Here is a 16076-nt window from a genome sequence, read left to right as displayed (position 1 = left end):
TGGTTCACGCTGGCGGGCTACTTGCGACAAGCCGCCCGCCAGATCATTCTTAAACCGACAAGCCGAGCGGCGTGCAGTTGTCCTGACAACCGACCAGACGTTCGATCACCGAACGGACGCGGCCCATCGCCTCTTGCAGGACGACTTCGAGGCTTTCGAAATGGATGCCGTTGGCACTGCTGCCGCGACCGGCAGCGTGATTGGCGATGACGTTGATCGCCGCGTAAGGCAGACCGAGTTCGCGGGCCAGCGCCGCTTCCGGCATGCCGGTCATGCCGACCAGATCAGCCCCGTCGCGCTCCAGACGGTTGATCTCGGCCGCGGTTTCAAGGCGTGGCCCCTGGGTGGCGGCATAGACACCGCCGACTTTCATTTCAACCCCCAGTTGCTCGCCAGCTTCGCGGATACGACGACAAAGTTCGCGGTCGTAAGGCTCGGTAAAGTCGATGTGGGTCACCGGCGTACCGACACCATCAAAGTAGGTCGATTTGCGACCCCAGGTGTAGTCGATGATCTGGTGCGGCAGAACGATATCGCCCGGCTCCAGATCACCGCGTATACCGCCGACCGAAGCGACGGAAATGACGCCGGTGGCCTTATGGTGATGCAGCGCCCACAGGTTGGCGCGGTAATTGACCATGTGCGGCGGAATGGTGTGACCATAGCCGTGGCGCGGCAGGAACATCGCCGGCTTGCCGCAGATTTCGCCGAAAACGACAGCCCCGGAGGGTTCGCCATAAGGCGTGCGGACGACTTCGCGATGCGAAACGTCGAGATTGGAAAGGGTCGTCAGACCGCTACCGCCGATAATTGCCAGCATATTATTTCTTCCTTTCAGCCAGCAATGAAGCCAGCACGGGCACCACATTCTTGAATGAAGGGTGCAGATGTCTCTGGGGTGCCAGATCGGTCACCTTATCGCCCAGCTTGCGATAGAGCGCGTTGTTGCGCGTACCGGCCAATGGCAGGTCGAGCAGGGTTTTGCTGCCATGGTAGCTGACCAGTGTATCGCGTCCGATGTCCTTGGCCTGCCAGGCAATTGCGGTGCGATCAACCAGATGCAGCGCCTGCACGCTCGGCAAGGCCGCGGCCAGTTCGGCAACGCTGCGGTGAATTTTTTCACGATAGGCTGCCACGGCCCGCCCGGCATCGCTTGCGCTGGCACCGGTCACATCGGCCGGTGCGCCCATCAGCCAGCAAACCACCGTTTCCGGGGCAAAGCTTTTGATCTGTTCGCATTGTTCGACGCTCAGGGCGGTCAAATCGACCTGCAGCAGCGTTGCCGCCCTGCCCTGTAGCCGGGCTTCGGTCGCGGACAGGCATTCCGGCAGAGAATCAATCGCCAGCACATCCAGCTTGCGGTCGACCAGCGCCTGTGTGCCAAAACCGATGCCGCAGCCAATTTCCAGAACGCGTTGCCCCGGCACCAGCGCGGCCATCCAGGCGTAATCGCCACGCCGGACGTAAGCCTGCCCCTCGCCTTCCCAATAGGCGATGAACTCGGCAACCGTCGCACCGCTCATCAGTCGTCCTTCATGGCGTAAATCGCCGGCAGATTGCGCCAGGCACCATCGACATCCATGCCGTAGCCAAAGACAAAGCGATCCGGCACGGTCAACCCGACAAAATCGGCTGAAATGGGTTTCTGCTTGCCGTTTTCCTTGTCGGCAAATACCGCCAGCATGACTTCGGCCGCACCGAGACGCATCAGGCTTTCCTTGACAGCGGCAAGCGTCACGCCTTCATCGAGAATGTCATCGATCACCAGCACCGAGCGGCCCTTGACCGAGGTCCACGGGGCCATGCGCCAGGAAATCTTGCCGCCCTGCGTTTCCGGGCCGTAGCGCGTCGCGTGGAGGTAGTCGAAATCGAGCGGAAAATCGAGCTTGGGCAGCAGTTGACCGCAAAAGATCACGCCACCGGTCATCACGCAGAGTACCAGCGGATTTTTCTCGGACAAACGCTGGCGAATGGCACCGGCCACCTCGACCAGCGCGCCTTGAATTGCCGCTTCGGAATGAATCAGTTCGGCATTGGCGAGCAGTGCACGGGCTTTGTTCGGCTCCATTTATTTCACCATGTTCTTCAGGTAAGCATCGAAAGCCGGGCCAACTTCTGGGTGGCGCTGGCCGAAAACCATGGTCGCCTGCAGATAGCCGAGCTTGGAGCCGCAGTCATAGCGGGTACCGTCGTAACGATAAGCCAGAACCTGCTCTTCGCTGAGCAGCGAGGCAATGCCGTCGGTCAGCTGGATCTCGCCACCGGAACCCGGCTTGACGTTTTCCAGATGATGGAAAATGCGCGGCGTCAGAATGTAGCGGCCAACAACGGCCAGCGTGGACGGCGCATCTTCCGGCTTCGGCTTTTCGACGATGGCATTGACCTGCTCCAAACGATCGGCGACACGACGCGCATCGACGATACCGTAGCTCTTGGTATCAGCGCGCGGCACATCCTGCACGCCGAGCACCGAGCAGCGGTAGTAATCGTAGGTATCGGTCATCTGCTTCATTACCGGCGTATCGCCATCGAGCAGATCGTCGGCCAGCAGTACGGCAAAAGGCTCGTCGCCGATCACCGGCTTGGCGCACAGCACGGCATGCCCGAGGCCGAGCGCTTCGGCCTGGCGGATGTAGATGCAGTTGATGTTCTTGGGAATCATGTTGCGCACGAAATCGAGCAACTCGCTCTTGCCGCGCGCTTCGAGTTCGCTTTCCAGCTCATAGGCCTTGTCGAAATGGTCTTCGATCGAGCGCTTTGAGCGCCCGGTGACAAAAATCATGTCGGTGATGCCGGCGGCAACCGCTTCTTCAACGGCGAACTGGATCAGCGGCTTGTCTACGATAGGCAACATTTCCTTCGGGCTGGCCTTGGTTGCCGGCAGGAAACGCGTTCCCATGCCAGCCACCGGGAATACCGCTTTGCGGACTTTTTTCATGATTCGACTCCCTCTTCGAGCAATTTCAAAAATTCTTTTTCATCGAGCACCGGAACACCCAGTTCGAGCGCCTTCTCCAGTTTCGAGCCAGCCTCTTCGCCGGCCACGACATAATCTGTTTTCTTCGAGACCGAACCGGCCACTTTGCCGCCGGCCGCTTCGATCATGGCTTTTGCCTGATCGCGCTTGAGCGTCGGCATGGTGCCGGTCAGCACCAAAGTCTTGCCTTCGAGCGGAGCCGCCACAGCCGCCTGGGCGCTTACCGGTGGCAAGGCGGCCAGCAGTTCCTTGCGCCGGTTTGCAACGGCAGCCAGCAACCCGCGATTGCCGCGCGCCAGCAACCAGTCGCCCAGCGCCGTGATCACTTCGCCCGGAATGCCTGCACTGGAGAGCGTTGCTGCGTTGATCCCCTGTGTTGCCAGGGCTTCACCATCAATCACCGAAGCCAGTTGCCTGGCTCGTACCGGCGTCAAGCGCGGCACGCCAAGCACGGCGTAAAGCTCGCTCCAGCCCAGACGATCGGCCAGCGTGGCACGCGGTGCGTGCTCATCAGCCGGTGCCACGCCGATTTCCGGGCAAAGCAACTCGTCGACCGCGAGAACGTTGCGTTCCTCGGCAAAGAAATCGGCAATTGCCGCCGCGACTGTCGCGCCGATATCAGGCAATACGGCAAGCAACGGCGCCGGGGCACGACGCACGCGTTCGACGCTGCCCAGCCAGTCGGCCAGTGTTTTCGCGGTCGACTCGCCGACATGGCGGATTCCCAGCGCAAACAGCAAACGGGCAAGGCTGGGCCGACGGCTGGCAGCAATGCCGTCGAGCAGGTTTTCAGCCCAACGGGTCGGTGCCTGGCCAGCCTTGACCGTTTCCGGCACCGTACCGTCGCGCTCGTCGGCCCGACGCTTCATTTCAAGCAGATCGTCCAGCTTGAGACGGTATAGGTCGGCAATGCCATGCACATAGCCGAACTCAACCAGACGCTCGACATAACGTTCGCCCAGCCCGTCGATATCCATCATCCGCCGCCCGGCAAAATGCAGGATCGCCTGGGTACGCTGCGCACTGCAGGCAAAGCCGCCAGAGCACCGCGTCACCGCCTCGCCCTGCTCACGCACGACATGCGAACCACACACCGGGCAGGCTTCAGGCATCACGAACGCCTGCGCCTCGACCGGCCGACGTTCGGCAACGACGCCAACCACCTCGGGAATGACATCGCCGGCACGGCGCACGATCACCGTATCGCCGACGCAGATACCGCCCTTGCGCTCGACCTCATCGGCATTGTGCAGCGTGGCATTGGTCACCGTCACGCCGCCGACAAAGACCGGCGCCAGACGGGCCACCGGCGTCAGTGCCCCGGTCCGGCCGACCTGGATGTCGATAGCCTCGACCACGGTCAACGCCTCTTGCGGCGGATATTTGTGGGCCACGGCCCAGCGCGGCTCGCGGGTACGAAAACCGAGACGGGCCTGCAAGGCCAGGCTGTTCACCTTGTACACCACACCATCGATATCGAAAGGCAGGCTGTCGCGCAACTCGGCAATCCGGCGGTGAAAACCGGCCAGTGCCTCGCCCCCCTGCAGCACAGCGCGATGCTCGCAGACTGGCAAACCGAAAGCGGCCAGGGCATCGAGCACGCCAGCGTGGGTTTCGGGCATATTCCAACCGTCGACCGCACCCAGGCCATAAGCGAAGAAACACAAGGGCCGGCTGGCGGCAATTGCCGGATCAAGCTGGCGGATACTGCCGGCCGCAGCGTTACGCGGATTAACCAGCGTCTTTTCGCCACGCGCCAAGGCCGCTGCGTTGTAGCGTTCGAGATCGTCGCGCCGCATGTAGGCTTCGCCGCGTACTTCGAGCAAGGGCGGCGCCTCGCCGCTGAGACGCAGGGGAATCTGGCGTAACGTGCGCAAATTCTGCGTCACATCCTCGCCGTTCACGCCATCGCCGCGCGTCGCACCACGCACCAGCACACCGTGCTCGTAGCGCAAGCTGATCGCCAAACCATCGAATTTCAATTCAGCCGCGTAATCGATAGCCGGTGCCGAACCGGGCAATTCGAGCTCGCGTCGGACGCGCGCATCGAAATTCAGCGCGCCGGAAGACTCGGTGTCAGTTTCAGTCTGGATCGACAACATCGGCACGTCATGGCGCACCGAGGCGAACTCAGCCAGCGGCCGACCGCCAACCCGCAGCGTCGGGGAATCGGCGGTCTGCAATTCGGGAAACTGCTGTTCCAGTGCCTGCAATTCGCGAAACAGCTTGTCGTATTCGGCATCCGGAATGCTCGGCGCATCCTGAAGGTAATAGGCCTCGTTGTGACGTTCGATTTCAGCGCGCAGAGCGGCTGCGCGCTGAATATCCTGCTGCACTGCGGACATCAGGAAAACAGCCGGAGCGCCTGGGCCGAACCGGCGGACAGGCCGAAGCTGGCCATCGTCGCCTGCGGTTTGCCAATGAATTCGCGGCGGATGTGTTCGAGCTGCGAATCGGAAAGCGGCTGCCGGTTGTCATCGACCAGCGCACCTTGCAGGGTTTCGGCAAAACGCTTGGCCAGCTCGGTCATCTGCATGAAAACACGTTCGCCGTGGTCAACACGCGGCACATCAAGCAGGAAGGTCAGACCGTGCGTGCTCAGGGTACGCACCGTATCCGGCGTGAACTGGGCTGTTTCGTAATTCTGCAGGCTGAATTGCGGCCGACCTTCGTCGTCATAGCGGGTAAACAGGCCATCAATACCGAGCACCATGCCGGCGGCTTCAGCCAGGGCGCGAATCTTGGTGCCGGAAAAGGCGCTGGCCCGGCTGACCAGATTGATGCCGATTTCGAGGTCGACCGCAGCACAGAAACGATCGATCTCGGCGGCCTGATCGAGCACACGAATATCCGGCATATCGGCCACGGCCATCAGTTCGTCGGCCAGGGCCTGCATGGCGTTGGTGAATAGCGTGAAATCGCCTTCGGAAACCGGCCCCAGGCGATTGACCAGTTGCAGGCCGACGCGCAGACGGCGCACCGGCAAATTGCTGTCCGGCGGCAGGCGCTCCCATTCCCGGGTACGCTCGTTGAAGCCCAGCCAGTGCACCGGCTTGCTCAGACGCTGCAGATACTCGCGCTGCGAATGCAGAATCTGGCTGGCCGAAACGGCTTCGACCATATCCATTGCAACGACAAACTCAAGGCGCGGATCAAGCAACTCGGCCGGTACAGGTACCGACTGCAGGGGCTGTTCTTCCTCGACGACGGGCAGCGGCTCGGGTTCCTGATCGGCCGCAAAGGGCGAGTCAATTTCCGGAGACGGTGCCGGTGCGGGATCAACCGCTGGATAGCGAGGCTCCGACTGAGGTTCCGGTTCCGGCTCGGTTGCTTGTGGCGCATCGACGAACATCGGTTCGATGCGTTCAACAGGCGCCACAGGCTCGTCGACACGAATTTCCGGCTCGTGCCGCACGGCAGCTTCGACCTTGCGTGCCGGCTTCGGTGCATCACCGAGCAGGACATCATCGTGGTGCGGCTGGAAAACCGCTTCCGCCAGCTTGCGATGGCGATATTCCTGCCATTTGTTGTACGCGAACACGCCGACCACGGCGGTGCCCCCCAAAGCGATCAATCCAATCTGAAGCTCGGTCATTTAAGCCGCATCCCTCATTTTCAAGGCTTCCTCAATATCGACTTCCACCACACGGGAAACGCCGGACTCCTGCATCGTAACGCCGACCAGTTGCTCGGCCATTTCCATGGCGATTTTATTATGGGAAATAAATAAGAACTGCGTATTGGCTGACATTTTCTTCACCATGCCGCAAAAACGCTCGGTGTTGGAATCATCCAGCGGCGCATCGACTTCGTCGAGCAGACAGAATGGCGCCGGATTCAACTGGAACATCGAAAAAACCAGCGCAATGGCGGTCAGCGCCTTCTCTCCGCCGGACAGCAAATGGATGGTCGAATTTTTCTTGCCCGGCGGCTGGGCAATGACCTGCACGCCGGAATCGAGAATTTCGTCGCCGGTCATCACCAATTCGGCCCGACCGCCACCGAACAATTCGGGGAAAAGCTGGCCAAAATGGCCGTTGACCGTGTCAAAGGTCGATTTCAGCAAATCGCGGGTTTCACGGTCGATTCGGCGAATGGCGTTTTCCAGCGTTTCCATGGCTTCGGTCAGGTCGGCCGACTGGGCATCGAGATAGCCCTTGCGCTCGGTCGCCGTTTCCAATTCCTGCAAGGCAGCGAGGTTGACCGCGCCAAGCTCGGTGATGGCGTTGCCAAGGCGGGTAATTTCGCCCTGCAGGCTGGCCGGCCGGGCATTGCCCAGTTCGGGCAGCAAGGCAGCTTCGTCAGCCCCGGCCTCAAGCAATTGCTGGGCGTATTGCTCGGTGTTCAGTGCCGCTGCCTGCTCCTTGAGTTTCAAGTCGCCGATCCTGACCCGTAAAGGCTCCAGACCCTGCTCGATTTTCAGACGCTGCTCTTCGAGAGCGCGCAAGGCATTGGTGGCCGCTTCCAGCGCATCACGCTGGTCGGCCAGGGCCTTTTCCTTTTCCTGGCGCAACTCAAGCGCCGCCTGGAGGTTGTCTTCCATGACATCCGGCGGCGCCGCTTCAACCTGCTCGGCGCACTGGCTGCGATCCTTTTCGATGCGGTTCAACTCACGTTGGGCGGTGGCTTGCTGGACGAACACATCCTGCAGCTTGCTGTCGCACTCACGCAGCGAATACTGAGCCTCGCGCAAGGCCCGGTCGAAATCGGAATTGCGCTCACGCTCGGCGCGTACCGCCCGCTCGGCTTCATCCAAACGGGACTGGGCGCCAGCGACCAGCACGCGAATCCGCCCCAGGCCGTCGCGTACTTCGGCGATTTTTTCCTCGGCCGCCATGTCTCGTTCGCGCTCGGTTTCTTCTTCCTCGGCGAGTTCGGCCAGTTGTTCCTGCAAGCGCTCTTTTTGCTCGCGGTAGCGGTCAATCGCCTGACTCAGCTTGAGCACATCGAGTTGAACGGTGTGAATGCGCTGCTGACGGTCAGTGATGTAATGCCGGGTTTCGGTCATTTCCTCACGTTTGTCGTCAAGCTGTTCGTCGAGCATCTGCAACTGTTCGCGGATGCTTTCGGACTTTTCCTCGAAGGCGGCGATGCCTTCAGCCAGCGTTTCGATTTCGCGCTGACGCTCAAGCAAGCCGTGTTCGCCCTTGTCCGGTGCAAAAAAGGTCAGGCTGGAGCGTGTCAGCAGATCGCCGCTCCGCGTTACAACAACGGCGTTCGCCGCCAGCGTCTGGCGCATGGCCAGCGCGGCATCCAGCCCTTCGGCCGTCAGGACATTGCCCAGCCACTCGGCCAGAACACCCTGCAGTGCCGGATTATCCGTCCGTATCCGCCCGGCCAGCGTTGCTGCGGTCGACGTATCGTTTTCGGCCGAAATGCCCCCCGACAGCACAACGCTCAATCGCGCATCCGGCCGATCATGCAGCCATTCTTCAAGCTTGGCCGGATCATCGCAGGCGATGGCACTGAGGCGTTCGCGCAACACCGCTTCGACAGCTGACTCCCAACCTGCGTCGACATGAATTTGCTGCCAGAGCGGTGCCGCACTTTCCAGCCCGTGCCGGCGCAGCCATTCGGGCAGTTTGCCGCTTTGCTGAGTGCGCGCCTGCATTTGCTCAAGCGCCGAGCGCCGCGCCTGTCCGGCAGCCAGTTCGCGTTCGATGAGCTGCAAGTCAGCCTGCACCTGCTTGCGGCTGGTTTCGAGTTGCGGCAATTCCTGCTGCAGTTGCTGCAAATGGTCTTGATCGCCCGCCAGTTCCTCGCGCAGCATGGCGAGTTCTTCTTCCTTCTCGGCCAGGTCCATCGCATCCGGCGCATCAGCCCCACCGCCCTCCTCGCGCAAGCGTTCACGGCGCTGGATTATGGCTTGCAAGGCACGCTGGGCATGCGTCTTGTTGGTCAGTTCGACCTCCAGTCGCTGCTCGCCGTTGGTTGTGCGGGCTTTCAGACGCTGCAGTTCCTCGAGCGCCTGGGCATGGCTTTCCTCGACCTGCGGGGCAATGTTCATTTGCTGGTCGAGCCGCTCTTCAGCCTCCTCGACGCGCATCTTCGCCATTTCCTGCGACTCTTCCCAATGCAGACGATCGGCCGCCAGCTTTTCGGCCATCTCGCTCCAGTGAGCCAACTCACCCTCCAGTTGGGCGAGACGCGACTCAAGCTGACGTTGCGATTCACGGCGATGACGAATCTCGGCCTCCAGCCGCGCCACTTCGGCATTGGCCGCGTACATTTCGCTTTGCGCCTGATGCAGGGCATCACCGGCAGCGAAATGTGCCTCGCGCATTTCTTCGGCCCGTGCTTCCGTTTCACGCAAGGCAGCACTCTGTGCTTCAAGCTCAGTGACCGCCCGCTCAACCTCAAGGGCAACGCGCTGGCGCTCAGCTTCGGCCTCGCGTTTGCGCAACAGCCAAAGAATCTGCTGGCGCTGGACCAGTTGTTCGTTCAAGGCGTGATAGCGCCGGGCAACCTCGGCTTGAGCTTCAAGCTTTTCCATCTGGTTGCCGAGTTCGAGACGAATGTCCTCGACGCGCGTCAGATTTTCACGCGTATCTTCCAGGCGACCCTGCGTTTCCTTGCGGCGCTCCTTGTAGCGGGTAACACCTGCCGCTTCTTCAAGAAAAACCCGCAGATCATCCGGTCGCGCTTCGATGATGCGCGAAATCATGCCCTGCCCGATGATGGCGTAAGCACGCGGCCCCAAGCCGGTACCGAGAAACAGGTCGGTAATATCCTTGCGCCGGACTTTCAGGTTATTGATGAAGTAATCCGACTGTCCCTGGCGGGTCAGCGTGCGCTTGACCGACAACTCGGCATACTGCGACCACTGCCCCAGGGCGCGACCGAGCAGGTTTTCAAAAATAAGTTCGACGGAGGCACGCGATACCGGCTTGCGATTGGATGAGCCATTGAAAATGACGTCCATCATCGACTCGCCACGCAGTTCGGATGCCTTGGATTCGCCCAGCACCCAGCGCACGGCATCCATGATGTTGGATTTGCCGCAGCCATTCGGCCCGACAACACCGACCAGTTGCCCGGGAAGGGAAACAGCGGTGGGGTCGACGAAAGATTTGAAGCCGGCGAGTTTGAGCTTGGTCAGTCGCATGTAAATGATCCGGCAGGCAGGCGCCGCCACTGGCGACATCCCGCGCCGTGACGGGGGTCGTATAATATCACCGACCTACTTTGGTCGATTACTTCGGCATGAACGGCAATCGTACAGGCATGCAAAGGAGGACCCGCACATGGATCACGATCGTTTATTCCTGACTCGTGCAGTCGAGCTTGCCATGCATAACGTTGAAACCTGCCATGGCGGCCCATTTGGCGCCGTCGTCGTGTGCAACGGGAAAATAATCGGTGAAGGATCGAACCTTGTTGTTCCCAGCCATGACCCAACCGCGCATGCCGAGATTCTTGCCATCCGCTCAGCCTGTGCCGCGACAGGACATTTTCATCTGCCGGAAGCAACGCTGTATGCCTCGAGCGAACCCTGCCCCATGTGTCTGTCAGCCGCTTACTGGGCCAAAATCAGTCGGATCGTTTTTGCCAATCCGCGCTGCGATGCGGCAGCCATCGGTTTCTGTGACGCCGAACTCTACGCAGAGTTGAACCTGCCGCTGGCTGCACGCCAGATCAGAATGGAACACCATTCGCTACCCAATGGGAATCTTCCACTGGTGCGCTGGTTTGAACACCCCTGCCGCCAACCCTACTAGAGTTGGCAACGAGCAAGGGCAAAATTCGCTTTACTTCTCTTCTTTTTCCGGCGTGTATTGAAAGCCGGTAAACATGTTGCGCGTCTGGCTCTGCAGCTGATCCTGCATCGACTGGAACATTTTCTTTGACTGATCCATATAGGCAGTCATCATGCTCTGCATGGCAGGTTGCTGAAAGTTCAGGAACTGCGCCCAGAAATCGGCCTGCATGTGAGCGTTGTCACTGCCGGCATACATGCCGCCCGTTTGCTCCTGCAGCTTGGACTGAAAATCAACAAAAGTCTTCATGTTGTTTTCAAGGTATTTACCCAACATACCCTGCATTGCGCTGCCATAGAAACGAATGAAGCCGGAAAGCAACTCGCTCGAGAACATCGGCATGCCACCGGTCTCTTCTTCAAGAATAATTTGGAGCAGAATGCTGCGGGTCAGATCTTCAGAACTCTTGGCATCCAGAACCTTGAAAACCTCGAACTTCAGGACCAGATCCTTGACGTCACCCAGGGTGATGTAGGCGCTTGTCTTGGTATCGTACAGACGACGATTGGGGTATTTCTTGATCAGGCGTACCGGTTCGGTCATGCAGCGATCCTTGAGAAATTTTATGTGCAGTGCAACATTATAGCCAAAAAAACAGGCGCCCGCAGGCGCCCGTTCGTGATGCAGTGCAGAAAGCCCCGATCTTTATGGACTTTCGCGACACATGTTACGGATTACTGGTAGTACAAGCCACCGTTGATGTTCATCGTTGCGCCGGTCATGAAGGCAGCAATGTCAGAAGCCAGGTAAGCACAGGCGCCACCGATTTCTTCCGGCTTGGCCAGACGCTTCATCGGGACGGAGTCAACGATGGTCTGCAGAACTTCCGGCTTGATGGCCATGACCATCTTGGTAGCAACGTAGCCCGGGCAGATGGCGTTAACGGTCACGCCCTTGGCGGCCAGTTCGGCAGCCAGTGCCTTGGTGAAGCCGATCACACCAGCCTTGGCAGCGGAGTAGTTGGTCTGGCCAGCCTGCCCCTTGACGCCGTTGACGGAGGAGATGTTGATAATACGACCCCAGCCACGCTCGGCCATCTTGGCAGAGACTTGCTTGGTCATGTTGAACAGCGAGGTCAGGTTGGTGGCGATAACAGCATCCCAGCCATCCTTTTCCAGCTTGGCAAACATGCGGTCACGGGTGATACCGGCATTGTTCACCAGGATGTCGACCTGACCGAGAGCGGCTTCGGCTTCGGCAACCATTTTTTGACAATCTTCGAGCGAAGAAACGTCGCCCGGAACACAGACGAAATCGCTGAAACCGGCAGCAGCCATTTCCTTCAGCCATTCTTCCTTGTTGTCGAACTGTGGGTGATAAGAGGCAACCACCTTGTGACCAGCCTTGGCCAGTTCCTGGCAAATTGCGGTACCCAGACCGCCCATAGCGCCGGTAACGAGAGCAACACGTTGCGTCATAGTCTTTCCTTCCTTATTGTTGATACTGCTAAAAAAAACACCGGTCAGAACATGTGCTGGCCGCCGTTAATGGAAATATTGGCACCGGTCACGAACGCTGCCTCATCGGAAGACAGGTAAGCCACCAGGCCGGCGATTTCTTCCGGCTTGCCCAGTCGATTGACCGGAATCTGCGGAAGAATTTTTGAATCCAGAATTTCCTGCGGGATAGCCGTCACCATTTTGGTGCCGATATAGCCCGGCGAGATGGTGTTGACCGTGACACCCTGCTTGGCCACTTCCAGCGCCAGAGCCTTGGTAAAACCATGCATCCCGGCTTTGGCCGCAGAATAATTGGTCTGCCCGAAAGCACCTTTCTGGCCATTGACCGAAGAGACATTGATGACGCGGCCCCACTTGCGCTCCAGCATGCCATCCATGACCTGCTTGGTCATATTGAAGACTGAATCGAGATTGGTGTGCATGACGGCATCCCAGTCTCCTTTGGTCATTTTCTTGAAGGTCATGTCGCGGGTGATGCCTGCGTTATTGACCAGAACATCGACCGGCCCGACCTCTGCGGTGACGATCTCGACGCAGGCACGCGCCGAATCGAAATCGGTGACATCGCACGGATATGCCTTGAAACCATAACCCATGCTGTTCATCGACTTGAGCCAGTCATCCACCTTGGTATTGCCCGGCGAATACGTTGTCACCACCTTGTAGCCCAGCGCCGCAAGCTTGATGCAGACCGCTTCCCCCAAGCCACCCATACCACCCGTAACCAGTGCAACTCTCGACATTGTTTTTACCCTCCTCCAGAAGACTTAAACAGCGCGTTCCTTGACGTAGCGACCCGGTGCCGGCTCGATCGGCTTGTACTTTGTATTTCCCGGTTTGCGCGGCGCACGAAGATCGCCAGCCAGCGGCTTGAGCCAGGCAGCCCAGTCATTCCACCAGCTTCCCTTTTGCTCGGCTGCTGCGGTCAACCACCCTTCAGCATCCGATTTGACATCATCGTTGGTCCAGTAGCTGCGCTTGTTCTTGCTGGCCGGATTGATCACGCCGGCGATATGCCCGGAAGCGCCAAGTACAAAACGGATTTTACCGCCGAGAATCCGGGTACTCTGATAAGCCGACTGCCAGGGAACAATGTGGTCTTCACGCGTAGCGAGCAGATAAACCGGCATGTCCAGCGTACCCAGATCGAGCTTGGTGCCGCACATTTCAAGCTTGCCGGCAACACGCAGACTGTTGTCGTTGTACAGATTGCGCATGTACCAACAGGCGAACGGGCCTGGCAGGTTGGTCGAATCGGAATTCCAGTAAAGCAGGTCGAATGCCTGTGGCTTCTGACCCTTGAGGTAATTGCCGGTCACATAATTCCAGACCAGATCATTGGCTCGCAGGAAAGAGAAGGTATTAGCCAGATCACGCGCCGGCAACAGCCCTCCCTGGCCAATCGATGCCTCACGGGCAGCCAGGCCCTGCTCATCGATGAACAGGCCGATTTCACCGGTATCGCTGAAGTCGAGCAAGGTGGTCAGCAGGGTCAAGGAAGCAACGATATCTTCGCCGCGCGCCTTCAGGACACCAAGCGCCGAAGTCAGAATAGTGCCGCCGACGCAGAACCCCAGCGCATTGGCCTGCTTGACCTTGCAGATATCCTGAACGACATGCAAGGCCGCAATCGGGCCATGCTCGAGGTAGTCATCCCAAGTCAAATGACCATGATCCTCCTGAGGATTGCGCCAGGAAACGAGGAATACGGTATTACCCTGCTCGACCATGAAGCGGATCAGCGAATTCTCCGGCTGCAGGTCCATGATGTAGAACTTGTTGATGCACGGCGGAACAACCAGCAGCGGACGCGTTCCCACTTTTGGTGTCAGCGGCGTGTATTGAATCAACTGCATCAATTCATTTTCAAAGACCACCGCACCTTCGGTATTGGCGATATTGCCGCCCACCTCAAAAACCGACTCGTCGGTCATCGAGATACGGCCTTTTTCAAAATCCTTGATCAGATTATTGATGCCGTCGGTAATGCTCTGCCCTTTGGTATCGAGCGCGCGCTGAATGAATTCTGGATTGGTTGCAGCAAAATTCGAAGGTGCCATTGCATCGGCTACCTGACGCGCCAGAAAGCGCATGCGATTCTTTGCCTTGGTATCTTCAGCCGGGATAACCTCAACCAATTCCTTCAGGTATTGGGTATTGAGCAGGTAAGCCTGGTGCAGGTAGTCATAAATCGGGCTATCACGCCACTCCGGCGCAGAAAAACGACGATCGCCGGGTTCCGGGGAAACCTTGAACGACTCCCCCTGCCCTTGCTGCCTGGTCAGCACCGACTGCCACAACGACATCTGCTGATCCATGAACTGCTTCTGCAATGCCGTCAGCGCCTGGGGATCAACGGCGGGAGGAACTGCTGCCGCCGGATTGCCTGCCTTGCCGAGATAATCCATGAACTGCTGCGTCATGTTCTGCCCGGCCTGCATGAACTGCATTGCGGAGCCAAAAAACGCATCGTTACTGTTCGATCCCTGTGCCATGGGCAGTCTCGTTTCTCTGTTGATCGGGGTTTGAGCTTCTGGATTCTGCATACCGACCTGAACGCTGTCAATGTTTAATCGGCATATTGCAAACCTCGCAACGACGCGGTGTTTGGCTGAACTGGCGAATGCGGATTAAAAATTGACGGTCGGTCACCGTCCGAACTGACGACAGTACTACGACTCAACCCCAAAAGACAATCATCATGACAAGCAGCGACACAATGTACGCCAGTGAAACAAAACCATCACCCCGGACAGCGCTGCTTCGGCGCGCATTTACATGCATAATCCGGATTTTTCCGGGCATCAGGCTCAGAAAAACAACGCCCTATTTGCCGGATTACATTTCGCTACCATGTCTTTTGTGCTGATCATTGTCATCGGATGGCTGTACGTAACCATCCTGGTCGCCGCCAACGAACCCACCGCTGTTTCAGGCATCATTTCTTTTCTGTTTTATGGCGCACTACCTTGCAGCGTTTTCATCTGGATGGCGGGAACCAAAGTTCGGCGTCAACGCCAGCGTTACCGGGAAGCAATGGAAAAACGCAATGCGGAAAATCAGGCTGATCAGACGCAGCCCTGAGGACAGAAACTACTCGCCGACCAACGCCCTGGCCAGGGCGATCGAAGCAATCCCAAGACCGATCAACAGCACCTGCTGTACCGTTGCTTTGAGCTCGGTCCGCTTATGCAAGCCGGGAATCAGGTCAGCCACCGCAACATAGATCATGCTGGCAGCAGCCAGGCCGAGCAGATAAGGAATCCACTCCGACAAGCCGGCAAGTGCAAAGTAGGCCAGCATGGCGCCAAGCAAGGTCGCCAGACTGGAAAGCAGATTGAAGACAATTGCCTTGGTCTTGCTGTAGCCGGAATGCAGCAAAATCAGATAGTCGCCGACTTCCTGCGGGATTTCATGCGCGATGATGGCCAGCGCAGTCACGATCCCCAGCTCGGTGCTTTCGAGAAAAGCGGCAGCAATCAGGATGCCGTCGACAAAATTGTGGAAGGTATCGCCGACCAGAATCAGCAAACCTGAGCGGCCATGGTCATGGCCACCTGCGTGTGGCTCATGCGCCTCGCAGTGATCGTGATGACAGTGACGCCACAAAACCAGCTTCTCGAGCACAAAGAAAGCCAGGATGCCAAACAGCACCGTGGCAGCCATTCGATGGGGTTCCCCATGCTCTAGCGCATGCGGCAATATTTCAAGAAAAGCTGCACCAAGCAGCGCACCGATGGCATATGAAATCAGGACATTAACGCGGTTCGTACCGGCAGCAAAGGTCATTGCAGCGGCTGCAAGAACGCTCAATGCACCACCGGCCAGCGAAACGACAATAATCCAGGAAAGAGTGCTCACAAAATTCTGCTGCTCGGAGAA

General features: G+C 58.6%; 14 protein-coding genes. 2 read left to right on the top strand and 12 right to left on the bottom strand.

Annotated features, from left to right (window positions below):
- Window positions 1-49: 49 nt before the first annotated feature.
- From KI614_RS07410 to smc, 7 genes are read right to left on the bottom strand one after another with little or no spacing between them, the layout of a single operon-like run.
- The gene (locus KI614_RS07410) at window positions 50-820 is read right to left on the bottom strand and encodes an S-methyl-5'-thioinosine phosphorylase (RefSeq protein WP_203466456.1); all 771 of its coding nucleotides are present in this window, start codon (window positions 818-820) and stop codon (window positions 50-52) included.
- Between the two features lies 1 nt (window position 821).
- The gene (locus tag KI614_RS07405) at window positions 822-1523 is read right to left on the bottom strand and encodes a class I SAM-dependent methyltransferase (protein WP_226408965.1); all 702 of its coding nucleotides are present in this window, start codon (window positions 1521-1523) and stop codon (window positions 822-824) included.
- Entirely contained in the window at window positions 1523-2068 is a 546-nt protein-coding gene (locus KI614_RS07400) for a hypoxanthine-guanine phosphoribosyltransferase (RefSeq protein WP_226408963.1), read from the bottom strand. Before KI614_RS07400 ends, KI614_RS07405 begins: the two co-directional genes overlap by 1 nt.
- On the bottom strand, window positions 2069-2938 hold the full coding sequence (gene galU / locus KI614_RS07395) for a UTP--glucose-1-phosphate uridylyltransferase GalU (protein WP_226408961.1): 870 nt from the start codon (window positions 2936-2938) through the stop codon (window positions 2069-2071).
- Entirely contained in the window at window positions 2935-5322 is a 2388-nt protein-coding gene (ligA, locus tag KI614_RS07390) for an NAD-dependent DNA ligase LigA (protein ID WP_226408959.1), read from the bottom strand. The genes galU and ligA overlap by 4 nt, the downstream gene beginning before the upstream one ends.
- The gene (locus KI614_RS07385) at window positions 5322-6572 is read right to left on the bottom strand and encodes a cell division protein ZipA C-terminal FtsZ-binding domain-containing protein (RefSeq protein WP_226408957.1); all 1251 of its coding nucleotides are present in this window, start codon (window positions 6570-6572) and stop codon (window positions 5322-5324) included. The genes ligA and KI614_RS07385 overlap by 1 nt, the downstream gene beginning before the upstream one ends.
- Complete coding sequence (gene smc, locus KI614_RS07380; protein WP_226408955.1) at window positions 6573-10082, bottom strand: chromosome segregation protein SMC; 3510 nt, start codon at window positions 10080-10082, stop codon at window positions 6573-6575.
- Window positions 10083-10221: 139 nt separating this feature from the next.
- Between smc and KI614_RS07375 the strand changes: the two genes are divergently transcribed.
- Window positions 10222-10695, top strand: coding sequence for a nucleoside deaminase (locus KI614_RS07375; protein WP_226408953.1), 474 nt, complete (start codon window positions 10222-10224; stop codon window positions 10693-10695).
- A gap of 30 nt (window positions 10696-10725) precedes the next feature.
- On the opposite strand, the gene phaR is transcribed toward KI614_RS07375, so the two are convergent.
- The 4 genes from phaR to phaC form a co-directional block, all read right to left on the bottom strand.
- Window positions 10726-11277 (bottom strand): polyhydroxyalkanoate synthesis repressor PhaR, encoded by a 552-nt coding sequence (phaR, locus tag KI614_RS07370; RefSeq protein ID WP_203466448.1) that lies wholly within the window; start codon window positions 11275-11277, stop codon window positions 10726-10728.
- Window positions 11278-11408: 131 nt separating this feature from the next.
- A complete protein-coding gene (gene phbB, locus KI614_RS07365) occupies window positions 11409-12152 on the bottom strand; it encodes an acetoacetyl-CoA reductase (RefSeq protein ID WP_203466447.1) in 744 nt (247 codons plus the stop codon).
- A 44-nt stretch (window positions 12153-12196) separates the two neighbouring features.
- The gene (gene phbB, locus KI614_RS07360; protein ID WP_226408951.1) at window positions 12197-12937 is read right to left on the bottom strand and encodes an acetoacetyl-CoA reductase; all 741 of its coding nucleotides are present in this window, start codon (window positions 12935-12937) and stop codon (window positions 12197-12199) included.
- A gap of 24 nt (window positions 12938-12961) precedes the next feature.
- Window positions 12962-14689, bottom strand: a complete 1728-nt coding sequence (gene phaC, locus KI614_RS07355; protein WP_226408949.1) for a class I poly(R)-hydroxyalkanoic acid synthase — start codon at window positions 14687-14689, stop codon at window positions 12962-12964.
- Between the two features lie 283 nt (window positions 14690-14972).
- On the opposite strand from phaC, the gene KI614_RS07350 reads away from it, so the two are divergent.
- On the top strand, window positions 14973-15278 hold the full coding sequence (locus KI614_RS07350) for a hypothetical protein (protein ID WP_226408947.1): 306 nt from the start codon (window positions 14973-14975) through the stop codon (window positions 15276-15278).
- A gap of 9 nt (window positions 15279-15287) precedes the next feature.
- Here the strand turns inward: KI614_RS07350 and KI614_RS07345 are convergent, their stop codons facing one another.
- Window positions 15288-16055 carry a ZIP family metal transporter gene (locus tag KI614_RS07345; protein ID WP_226408945.1) on the bottom strand — a complete coding sequence of 256 codons (768 nt, stop codon included), beginning with the start codon at window positions 16053-16055 and terminating at the stop codon, window positions 15288-15290.
- Between the last annotated feature and the right edge of the window lie 21 nt (window positions 16056-16076).

The organism is Dechloromonas denitrificans (assembly GCF_020510665.1).
GTDB lineage: Bacteria > Pseudomonadota > Gammaproteobacteria > Burkholderiales > Rhodocyclaceae > Azonexus > Azonexus denitrificans_B.
Note: the sequence above shows the minus strand (reverse complement) of the source record. Positions and strands in the feature narration are given on the sequence as shown.

Bases quoted from the DNA above. Each gene is read 5' to 3' on its own strand.
- KI614_RS07410 (WP_203466456.1), bottom strand. From the start codon at position 820: ATGCTGGCAATTATCGGCGGTAGCGGTCTGACGACCCTTTCCAATCTC.
- KI614_RS07405 (WP_226408965.1), bottom strand. From the start codon at position 1,523: ATGAGCGGTGCGACGGTTGCCGAGTTCATCGCCTATTGGGAAGGCGAG.
- KI614_RS07400 (WP_226408963.1), bottom strand. From the start codon at position 2,068: ATGGAGCCGAACAAAGCCCGTGCACTGCTCGCCAATGCCGAACTGATT.
- galU (WP_226408961.1), bottom strand. From the start codon at position 2,938: ATGAAAAAAGTCCGCAAAGCGGTATTCCCGGTGGCTGGCATGGGAACG.
- ligA (WP_226408959.1), bottom strand. From the start codon at position 5,322: ATGTCCGCAGTGCAGCAGGATATTCAGCGCGCAGCCGCTCTGCGCGCT.
- KI614_RS07385 (WP_226408957.1), bottom strand. From the start codon at position 6,572: ATGACCGAGCTTCAGATTGGATTGATCGCTTTGGGGGGCACCGCCGTG.
- smc (WP_226408955.1), bottom strand. From the start codon at position 10,082: ATGCGACTGACCAAGCTCAAACTCGCCGGCTTCAAATCTTTCGTCGAC.
- KI614_RS07375 (WP_226408953.1), top strand. From the start codon at position 10,222: ATGGATCACGATCGTTTATTCCTGACTCGTGCAGTCGAGCTTGCCATG.
- phaR (WP_203466448.1), bottom strand. From the start codon at position 11,277: ATGACCGAACCGGTACGCCTGATCAAGAAATACCCCAATCGTCGTCTG.
- phbB (WP_203466447.1), bottom strand. From the start codon at position 12,152: ATGACGCAACGTGTTGCTCTCGTTACCGGCGCTATGGGCGGTCTGGGT.
- phbB (WP_226408951.1), bottom strand. From the start codon at position 12,937: ATGTCGAGAGTTGCACTGGTTACGGGTGGTATGGGTGGCTTGGGGGAA.
- phaC (WP_226408949.1), bottom strand. From the start codon at position 14,689: ATGGCACAGGGATCGAACAGTAACGATGCGTTTTTTGGCTCCGCAATG.
- KI614_RS07350 (WP_226408947.1), top strand. From the start codon at position 14,973: ATGCATAATCCGGATTTTTCCGGGCATCAGGCTCAGAAAAACAACGCC.